We start from the raw sequence: 8,883 nt of genomic DNA on the forward strand, positions 1-8,883 counted from the left end.
CCTCCGATGGCACCTTCCCGCGGATACTGATAGCTCGTACACGATCCCTTTGCGTGCGCACCGAGCGCGGTTCGAAGCATGATGCTGACGTTGGTGGGTGGTGCGGAAGGTGCTGGTGAGTCAGGTCTGATTTGACCTTGCGCCCTTCATCCCGCCTCGGTCGCGCGAGGAGGGCGACGGCTCGGTGTCGATGATCGATGGTGGCAAGTGGACGGATACTCGCCTGAGCCCTTGCCCGTCGGGGCCGATCGTGGCTGAGCCGCCGAGTTCCTCGGCGCGGGCGTGGATCGATGCCGCGCCGATCCCCGGTCGGGCCGGCGCCGATCGGCCGTCATCTGGCGCGCTGGCCTTGTCGCCGCCGTGGGTGTCCTCGGTGATCGGGTTCTGGACGACGATGTGGAGGGCGCCGTCGGGGGTGAGGGTGGCGCAGGCCTGGACGGGCGAGCCGGGTCCGTGGTGGTCGGCGTTGGTCAGGGCCTCGCTCACAATGCGATAGACCGCGACTTGTCCGGCAGCGGTGAGAACAGGGGGCGGGTCGGGCACGTCGAGGTCGGCTCCGATGCGGTCGGCGCGGCGTGCCAATGCGCCCCAGAGGCCGCGCTCCTGAAGTTCGATCGGCCGCAGCCCGTCGACCACCCGCCGAACTTCCTCGAGCGCGGTCCGCAGGTCAGCCTGCACGACCTCGAGTTGGGCATCGACCTCGTCGGGGTGCGAGCGCAGCAGGTTACGCGCGGCATCCGCACGGAATGCCGCTCCGGTCAGCAGAGGCCCGAGTCCGTCGTGGAGATCGCGGTGGAGGGCCACGCGCTCCCGCTCGCGTGATTCGACAGTGGCGGCGCGGGCGTCACGGAGCTGCTTCGAAAGGTCTGCCTGACGCGACAGCAACGCGAGCGGTAGCGCGACGAGCTCGAGCGCGGCACGATCGTCGGCGTGCAGCGCCTTCTCGCCGGGGCGGAGGGCCACGCGCAGGGCGAGCGAACCGTCGGGGGTGACGGGCACCTCAACCTCCCGGCCGCCGGCATGTCCGCGCCGCACGGTGGCGACCGACTTGTTGTCGACGATCAGCGTCAGCCCGGGGAGGCGCAGCAGTGCAGCGGTCTCGGCGACGGCTGCGGCAACGCCTGCTTCGGATCCGTCGTGCCGTTGCCGGACGCGGCGTGCGGTGCCGGCCGGATCGTCACGCCCTCCGTACAGGGTGCGACCGACGGTGCGGCGAAGCAGTCCGACGACCGGTTGAAAGAGCAGTGCGATCCCGATCGCCGCGACAGTCTGCACGGTCCGTTCCACGCTCGGCGGCACCAGCAGGGAGACGACGGCAACGGCCCCCGCGTAGATGGCGACGACGATGATGATCGCTGCCGAGTAGACGAGAACGGTCGACTGATCGACGAGGATGAGCGCGAACGCCGTCACGTTCAGCAGCGACCCGAGAGCAGCGAAGACGACGGCGCCGGCGGGGACGACCTCGGCGGGGGCGAAGAACGCGGGGATGGCGGTCAGGATGCCGACCAGCTGGAGCACGGCGATCGTCAGGCACGCGCGTGAACCTCCGCGCCAAGCCGGGATGAGGAGAACGAGCGTCGTTACGGCGATCCCGATCGACAGAATCGCCGCCGCGATCGGTAGAACGATCGAGCCTGAGGAGTCCGGTGCGATGTCGAGGGCAGGTGCGGTGCCCAGCACGCTCAGGATCGTGGCGAGCACAAGGCCCACGCGGCGGGCGATCACCGGCCGAGCCCACCCTCGCGGGCCATCACGATCGCTTCAGCCCGTGTCGCAATGCCGAGCTTGAGGAAGATCGCAGAAATGTGATTGCCGACGGTCTTCGCCGCGATCCCGAGCCGCGCGCCGATCGCATGATTGGGTGCACCACGTGCGATGAGGTCGAGCACCTCCCGTTCCCGTGCCGTGAGCTGAGGGAACGGATCGGCCGCGGACCGGCGGAGCGACCCGCCCAGCACGCGCGCGGCGACCTCGGGTGAAAGCACGGCGCCGCCTGCAGCCACGGTGCGCACGGCACGATCGATCTCGTCGGGTTGAGCGCCTTTCAGCAAATACCCCCGCGCTCCGGCCGCGAGAGCATCCGCGATCTCCTCGTCCTCGTCGAACATCGTGAGGATAATCACGGCAACGCCAGGGAGATCAGCCGTCAGGCGTCGCGTGGTCTCCACCCCATCCAGCACCGGCATCCGCAGGTCCACGATCGCGACATCCGGGCGCGTCACCAGCGCCTCCCGGCACGCGGCAGCGCCATCGCCAGCCTCCGCCACCACCTCGACACCCTCGAGCGTGCTCAGCAGCGCAGTCAGCCCACCACGGACGACGGGATGGTCGTCCGCGACCAGGACACGAATCGCGGCGTCTGACATGGACACATTCTGCCGCTGACCGCGCCCCGCATCTGGGGTTCAGCCCCCAGACGTGCCGGGCACGATTTCCCGGACCGTGCCCACGTCCCGGGGGACGGACCCCGCGCCCAAGGCGACGCGGGGACGAGATCGTGAGTCATAGCCGGACATGCCGGCACCCCATCGAGAGGAGTTCGTCATGACCGCAATCACCGCATCCCCTCCGCTGCGCCGAGCCGTGCCGCTTCGCATCGGCCTCGTGCTCGCCACACTGCTCGCCGTCGCCGGAGCCGTTCCCGCACTGATGATCGGACTCGACGGAAGCGCCTGGGACCCGATCGTCATCATCATCGCCGTGCTCTCAGGTGGCGTCGCCCTCGGAACCCTCGCGCTCGTCGCGTTCGCCTGGAACGGCCGGCGCGGGCCCTGTATCGCGATCATCGCCCTGCAAATCGTGTCCATTCTGCCCGCGCTTCCCGCGTTCCTGCTCCCCGCCGAGGAGACCGGCCCTGGCGCGGTCATCGGTGCGGTGATCGGCATCGCCCTCGCCCTCGCTGCGTGCGCACTCATCGTCGTGGGGATGCGCCGCACCGAATAGCCGACCGGTGGCCGGGTCGCGCGCATAGTCGACCCGGCCACCGCGCGCTCGCGGCGACGACGACGCACCAGTCCAGACACTCGGCGCGTCACAACTGATCCCTCCGCGGGCACTGTCAGTACGCGCCCCCGCCGGCGGCGACCCAAGGCCATCGCCGGTAGGGGCTGCGGCCTGGGCTCAGAAGATGTGCGCGTCGCTCGCGGCACGGAACGCTGCCCGGCGACGCTGTAGTTCGCGGTAGACGGTGGCCCGAGAGACACTGAACAGCTCGGCGATCTCGGTTTGGGTGTACTCGCCGCGGTCCTGGACGTCGAACATCAGCTTTCGCTGCGTTGTCGACATCTTCGGCTGCTTACCCTTTAGGTGACCTTTCGCGCGGGCGACCGCCATCCCCTCCTTCGTGCGCATGCTGATTAGGTCGCGTTCGAACTCGGCAACCATCGCGAGCACATTGAACAGCAACCGCCCCACTGGGTCGGTGGGGTCGTACCTGCTGCCGCCAAGACTGAGCGCGACGCCTTTCGTCGTCAGCTCGTCGGCGATGTCGCGCGCATCCTTCACGGACCTGGCGAGCCGGTCGAGCTTTGTGACTACGAGGGTGTCGCCTTCTCGGACTGCGGCGAGCGCTTCGCGGAGCCCTGGCCTGGCGCGGTTGGTGCCGGTCAGCCCGTGATCGACATAGATGTTCGAATCGAGAACCCCGAGCCGCAATAGCCCGTCCCGCTGCGAAGTGAGGTCCTGATCAGCGGTCGAGACTCTGGCATAGCCAATCTGTATTCCATTCATGCCATCGAGCTTGATCCCGGAGGTCGGCGGCGGACCCCGGTCGGATCCGTATCCGGGCGATGCGCAGTCAGGGGGTGTTGCGGGCGTGGCGTGATCGTGCGGGCGAGGGGAGGCGCCGTTCATTCGCGCAGCAACGACGATCGGCGTGACGTCTCCCGCGCCGCCACCACGTAGAGGACGACCCGGGAGGCGGGGTCGCTTGCTCGGGCCCTCTACGTGAGAGGCAGATCGGTGAGGCAGGTGGGGTCATCCGCGCCAGTGGAGATGGGGGTGGTGATCGAGCCGTTCTCGTGCGTGATAGTGAGTGTGGCGTCGATGTCGCGGGGAAGCCACAGTCCGACGAAGCCGTTGCTGTTCGTCGTGCGTTCTTCGTCGAGCAGCACCTCGCCATCGTCGCCGACGACCGTGAGGTGGAGGGGCTCGTCGCCGAGCTCTCCGACGCAGGTGGTCAGACTGTGGAAGTAGCAGTCGTGCGTGGTGTTCCGGTACGGCGCGACGGAGAGGTAGAACTCGTCCTCGAGTGGGACGGAGGTCTCGGGCCCACCGTCGACGGTGAACAGCACGGCGTTCGGGCGCACGGATGCGATCAGGTCGTCGCGTCGGTCGTCGACCGGTGTCGCTTCGAGCTCGTCGATGACCTGGTGGATGGTCTGGTCGGGGAAACCGGCGGCGGCGAGTGGATCGGTGGTCGTACTGTCGGGGGTGGCGGCTGCGCAGCCGGTGACGAGGAGCAGGGTGGTCGCGAGGATCACGCCGAGGTTGGTTTTCGATGCGCGAGGCATGGCAGGGTTCACTTTCGTCGAAGGTTGTGTGGGCGCCCGGGGACGGGCGATGCGGTTGCCGGCGAACAGTCCCGGCGGGCCGCACTCACGTTCGACTGACTGAAAGCTCCCAGAGCGTGAGGGAGCGCGGCGCAGCTGCTCCTTCGGCGGGCGACGGCTGTCGTGCGCCGGGAGACAGCGCGCGGAACCAGGCTCGCGTCGGCACCACGCCCGCATGCACGGTGGGTGGCTGCAACGTCATCCCGCAGTGCACGCCCATCGCGGCGTGCGGGCTGCCGTTTCCATCCGGGCACACCGCGCACCCCGCGCAGTCCGAGAGATCCGGGGAGTGGGTGCTCTCGCTCTGCGTCGACATCGCGGGCGCGGCATCCGCGGCCGTCGCGGGAGAAACATGCAGGGCGAGGAGAGCGACGAGGACCAGCCCGATGACCGCGCACATGCCGCGCCGCCGTGCGTGGCGGCGAGGGCTGGTGGTCCCGGATGAGGGCATGACTCCCTCAGGATGTCACGGCAATCGCGTGTCGCTACCCAGCCTTCTGACAGGAAAAACCAGCGGGCGGTGGGGTGGGGTGAATACCCCGGTGGGGTACTCTGCGAACCAAGGAGACCTGTGGCCCTGGACACGACCCGAACTCGTTTGCATCCGCCGATACTGTGGCGGTGGATGCTGTCGGTGTTGCTCGCGGCGCTGGTGATGGTGGGGCTGCTGGGCATGCACACGCTCATGACCGGGCACTCTGACGCGCCGATGGCGGCCATGGCGAGCATCGACGCCGAGCACGGCCACGGGTCATCGGGCGACACCGACTCCGTCGCCGAAACCACCTGTGCGGACTGCGTGCCCGGTGGGGCGCATGACGCGTTGATGGCGGCGTGCGTGCTAGGTCTGCTGGCGGTGGTGCTGTGGGCGGCGCGCTCCGGACCCGGGGTCATCCGCGGCCGAAGCCGCGGGCCGGGCCCGCTGGCGCGTGTGGTCGGGGTGCTGTTGTCGGTGCTGCCCCGTCCGCCGTCATTGCTGGACCTGTCCATCAGCCGAACGTGAACCGACCGTCCCGGCCCTGTGGCCGGGACTGAGTCATGCCCGCACGCGGGCGAAGTTCACCGATTGATGGAGAAGGGCCAATGGTTGTGAAGAAGTTCCGATGGACGGTATTGGCCGTCGTGCCGCTCACGGTAGCGGTGTCGCTGGCAGGGTGCGCCTATGTCGGCGGCGGATCGATGCCGGGGATGGATCAGGGCGGGATGTCGTCCACGTCGCCGTCTGCCCAGGTCAACGCGGCGGACGAGATGTTCGTGATGATGATGATTCCCCACCACGAGCAGGCGGTGGAGATGAGCGACACGATCCTCGGCAAGCACGGCATAGACGAGCAGGTGCGAGACCTGGCGCAACAGATCAAGGACGCGCAAGGCCCCGAGATCGAGCTCATGCAGTCCTGGCTCACCAGTTGGGGAATGAGCGCTAGCGGCGACATGAGCGGGATGGGGCACGGCGACGGGATGATGTCGGATGGCGACATGGCTGCGCTGGAAGCCGCCGACGGCGCGGAGGCGGCGCGGTTGTTCCTGGAGCAGATGATCGTGCACCACGAGGGCGCGATCGAGATGGCGCAGACCGAACTCGACCAGGGAGCAAACGAGGAGGTGATCGCGCTCGCACAAGCGATCCTGGACACGCAGACTACCGAGATCGCCACGATGGAGAACCTGCTCACCCAGAACTGAGGAATCATTCCGAGGGTCTCGCCCTGTCGAACGCGAGACCCCTCGGAATACCCGAGGGGGGTATCCCGGTTGATGGATGACATGTCGGCAATCCGAGGAAGGGCACCCCGCCTGACGCCGGAATCATCCGACCACAGACCAGCGAGGAGGCTCGTCATGACCGATCCGCACGCACACCACCACGACCCATCACGGGGAACACGCGAGGCGCCGGTCGGCTCTCACGTCGCTGAGCACGGTGGCCACCACGTGAACGGCATGGACCACCCGGCCGGGCACGACCCTCACGGCGAGCATGATCACCCCGGTGGGCATGCCGGGCACGGGGCCGATCATGTGGCACGGTTCCGGCAGTTGTTCTGGATCAACCTGATCCTCGCGGTGCCGGTGGTCGCGTTCTCGAGCATGTTCGCCATGCTCTTCGGGTACTCGCTGCCCGACGCCCCCGGCATCAACCTGATCGCTCCGCTGGTCGGTACTGTCATGTATTTCTGGGGCGGCTGGCCGTTCCTGTCCGGCGCGGTCAGCGAACTGCGGGCACGCACGCCCGGGATGATGCTGCTCGTCGGCGCGGCGATCACCGTCGCGTTTCTCGCATCCTGGGGCGCCAGTCTGGGCCTGCTGCACCATGAACTCGAGTTCTGGTGGGAGCTCGCGCTGCTGATCGTGATCATGCTCCTCGGCCACTGGATCGAGATGCGCTCCCTCGCCCAGACCACATCAGCCCTGGATTCACTCGCCGCGCTTCTGCCTGACGAGGCCGAGCGCGTCGACGGCGACCAGATCGTGACGGTTTCCCCCGCAGACCTCCGTGTCGGCGATGTGGTCGTGGTCCGTCCCGGCGGCAGCGTCCCCGCCGACGGCCGGATCGTCGACGGGCGGGCGGACATGGACGAGTCCATGGTCACCGGCGAATCACGCCCCGTCTCCCGCAGCACCGGCGACACCGTCACCGCGGGGACCGTCGCGACCGACTCCGGCCTGCGCGTCCAGGTCACCGCGACCGGAGACCAGACCACCCTCGCCGGCATCCAACGACTCGTCACCGACGCGCAGAACTCCACCTCCCGCGCCCAGCGCATCGCCGACCGCGCCGCCGGCTGGCTGTTCTGGTTCGCCCTCGGCGCCGCCGCGGTCACCGCCGTCGTCTGGACCCTCGTGGGCAGCCCGGACGACGCCGTCATCCGCACCATCACCGTCCTCGTCATCGCCTGCCCGCACGCGCTCGGACTGGCGATCCCGCTCGTGGTGTCCATCGCGACCGAACGCGCCGCCCGCGGCGGGGTGCTGATCAAAGACCGTCTCGCGCTCGAACAGATGCGCACCATCGACGCCGTCCTGTTCGACAAGACCGGAACCCTCACCAAGGGTGAACCCGTCGTCACCGCCATCGCCCCCGCCGGCGGTCACGACGCCGACACGGTGCTCGCGATCGCCGCCGCGGCAGAAGCCGACAGCGAGCACCCACTCGCCAAAGCCATCGTCCGTGCCGCGCAACACCGTGGCCTCCAGATCGAGAACGTCACCGGATTCACGTCCTCCCCGGCGGTCGGCGTGACCGCCACCCTGGACGGTCACGAGATCCGTGTCGGCGGTCCCCGCCTGCTCGAGGAGCTCGGCGCATCGGAAGTCGATGAAGCGGCATCCTGGCGCGCAGACGGCGCAATCATCCTGCACGTCGTCCAAGACGGCGCCGTGATCGGCGGACTCGAACTCGCCGACGAAATCCGTCCGGAATCCCGCGAGGCCGTCGACGCGCTCCACAAGCTCGGCGTCGAGGTCGTAATGATCACGGGCGACGCCGAGGCCGTTGCCCACGCGGTCAGCACCGACCTGGGCATCGACCGCGTCTTCGCCGGGGTGCGCCCGGAAGACAAGGCCGCCAAGATCGGTGCGCTCCAGGCCGAGGGGAAGAAAGTCGCCATGATCGGCGACGGCGTCAACGACGCCCCCGCCCTCGCAACCGCCGACGTCGGCATCGCTATCGGTGCCGGCACGGACGTCGCGATCGCCTCAGCCGGCGTGATCCTCGCCAGCTCCGACCCGCGCTCCGTGCTGTCCGTGATCGAACTGTCCCGCGCCAGCTACCGCAAGATGAAGCAGAACCTCTGGTGGGCCGCAGGCTACAACCTGATCTCTGTACCGCTCGCCGCCGGCATCCTCGCCCCCATCGGATTCGTGCTGCCGATGGCAGTCGGCGCGATCCTTATGTCCCTGTCCACCCTCGTCGTCGCCCTCAACGCCCAACTCCTGCGCCGGCTGGACCTCGACCCCGGGGTAAGCACGCGCGCGATCCTAACGAGATAGCTCAGAAGCGCACCCGGTACGCGGGATCCCTAATCGCGCAGGGCCCGCAAGCGGTCCGTGGTGGGCGAGTCTTCGCCTGTTCGCTAAGCCTCCGCGTGCGCGCAGAACCCCTGACACGGCTGGTCACGAGCGGGCACAAGCGCGATGAGGGGTCGTCGCAGGGTTGGCCCACAGAATTGACGAAGCCCGCGCGCGACTCGGTCGGGCGAGGGCTCCCTCAGCGCCACCGGGCGAACGGCAAGTGCCTGGGGGAGGGAGCGCCGACCGTATTTTGGCGCTCTTCGCCGGTGATGGGCGATGCACCCTGTGCGGCTTGCAGCACGGACGCCCGCTGCTA

Annotated in this window: 8 protein-coding genes; 4 read left to right on the top strand and 4 right to left on the bottom strand. The window is 68.5% G+C overall.

What is annotated here, in order from left to right; genetic code table 11:
• Positions 1-120: 120 nt before the first annotated feature.
• Positions 121-1,728 carry a sensor histidine kinase gene (locus tag AC3ENQ_RS13950; protein WP_431805343.1) on the bottom strand — a complete coding sequence of 536 codons (1,608 nt, stop codon included), beginning with the start codon at positions 1,726-1,728 and terminating at the stop codon, positions 121-123.
• Entirely contained in the window at positions 1,725-2,369 is a 645-nt protein-coding gene (locus AC3ENQ_RS13955) for a response regulator (protein ID WP_431805344.1), read from the bottom strand. Before AC3ENQ_RS13955 ends, AC3ENQ_RS13950 begins: the two co-directional genes overlap by 4 nt.
• Positions 2,370-2,547: 178 nt before the next feature.
• Between AC3ENQ_RS13955 and AC3ENQ_RS13960 the strand changes: the two genes are divergently transcribed.
• Positions 2,548-2,946, top strand: a complete 399-nt coding sequence (locus tag AC3ENQ_RS13960; protein WP_431805345.1) for a hypothetical protein — start codon at positions 2,548-2,550, stop codon at positions 2,944-2,946.
• A gap of 177 nt (positions 2,947-3,123) precedes the next feature.
• Here the strand turns inward: AC3ENQ_RS13960 and AC3ENQ_RS13965 are convergent, their stop codons facing one another.
• Positions 3,124-3,732, bottom strand: a complete 609-nt coding sequence (locus tag AC3ENQ_RS13965) for a recombinase family protein (protein ID WP_292679364.1) — start codon at positions 3,730-3,732, stop codon at positions 3,124-3,126.
• Positions 3,733-3,944: 212 nt separating this feature from the next.
• Positions 3,945-4,514, bottom strand: coding sequence for a CueP family metal-binding protein (locus AC3ENQ_RS13970; protein WP_292859283.1), 570 nt, complete (start codon positions 4,512-4,514; stop codon positions 3,945-3,947).
• 610 nt (positions 4,515-5,124) lie between these two features.
• Here AC3ENQ_RS13970 and AC3ENQ_RS13975 point away from each other — a divergent pair.
• From AC3ENQ_RS13975 to AC3ENQ_RS13985, 3 genes are all read left to right on the top strand, one after another.
• Complete coding sequence (locus AC3ENQ_RS13975) at positions 5,125-5,556, top strand: DUF6153 family protein (protein ID WP_431805346.1); 432 nt, start codon at positions 5,125-5,127, stop codon at positions 5,554-5,556.
• 80 nt (positions 5,557-5,636) lie between these two features.
• On the top strand, positions 5,637-6,239 hold the full coding sequence (locus tag AC3ENQ_RS13980; protein ID WP_431805347.1) for a DUF305 domain-containing protein: 603 nt from the start codon (positions 5,637-5,639) through the stop codon (positions 6,237-6,239).
• Between the two features lie 156 nt (positions 6,240-6,395).
• Entirely contained in the window at positions 6,396-8,546 is a 2,151-nt protein-coding gene (locus AC3ENQ_RS13985; protein WP_431805348.1) for a heavy metal translocating P-type ATPase, read from the top strand.
• Positions 8,547-8,883 lie beyond the last annotated feature (337 nt).

Source organism: Microbacterium sp. bgisy203, from assembly GCF_057706945.1.

Coding starts and splice junctions, on each gene's coding strand:
- AC3ENQ_RS13955 (WP_431805344.1), bottom strand. CDS start 2,369: ATGTCAGACGCCGCGATTCGTGTCCTGGTCGCGGACGACCATCCCGTC.
- AC3ENQ_RS13985 (WP_431805348.1), top strand. CDS start 6,396: ATGACCGATCCGCACGCACACCACCACGACCCATCACGGGGAACACGC.
- AC3ENQ_RS13970 (WP_292859283.1), bottom strand. CDS start 4,514: ATGCCTCGCGCATCGAAAACCAACCTCGGCGTGATCCTCGCGACCACC.
- AC3ENQ_RS13965 (WP_292679364.1), bottom strand. CDS start 3,732: ATGAATGGAATACAGATTGGCTATGCCAGAGTCTCGACCGCTGATCAG.
- AC3ENQ_RS13980 (WP_431805347.1), top strand. CDS start 5,637: ATGGTTGTGAAGAAGTTCCGATGGACGGTATTGGCCGTCGTGCCGCTC.
- AC3ENQ_RS13960 (WP_431805345.1), top strand. CDS start 2,548: ATGACCGCAATCACCGCATCCCCTCCGCTGCGCCGAGCCGTGCCGCTT.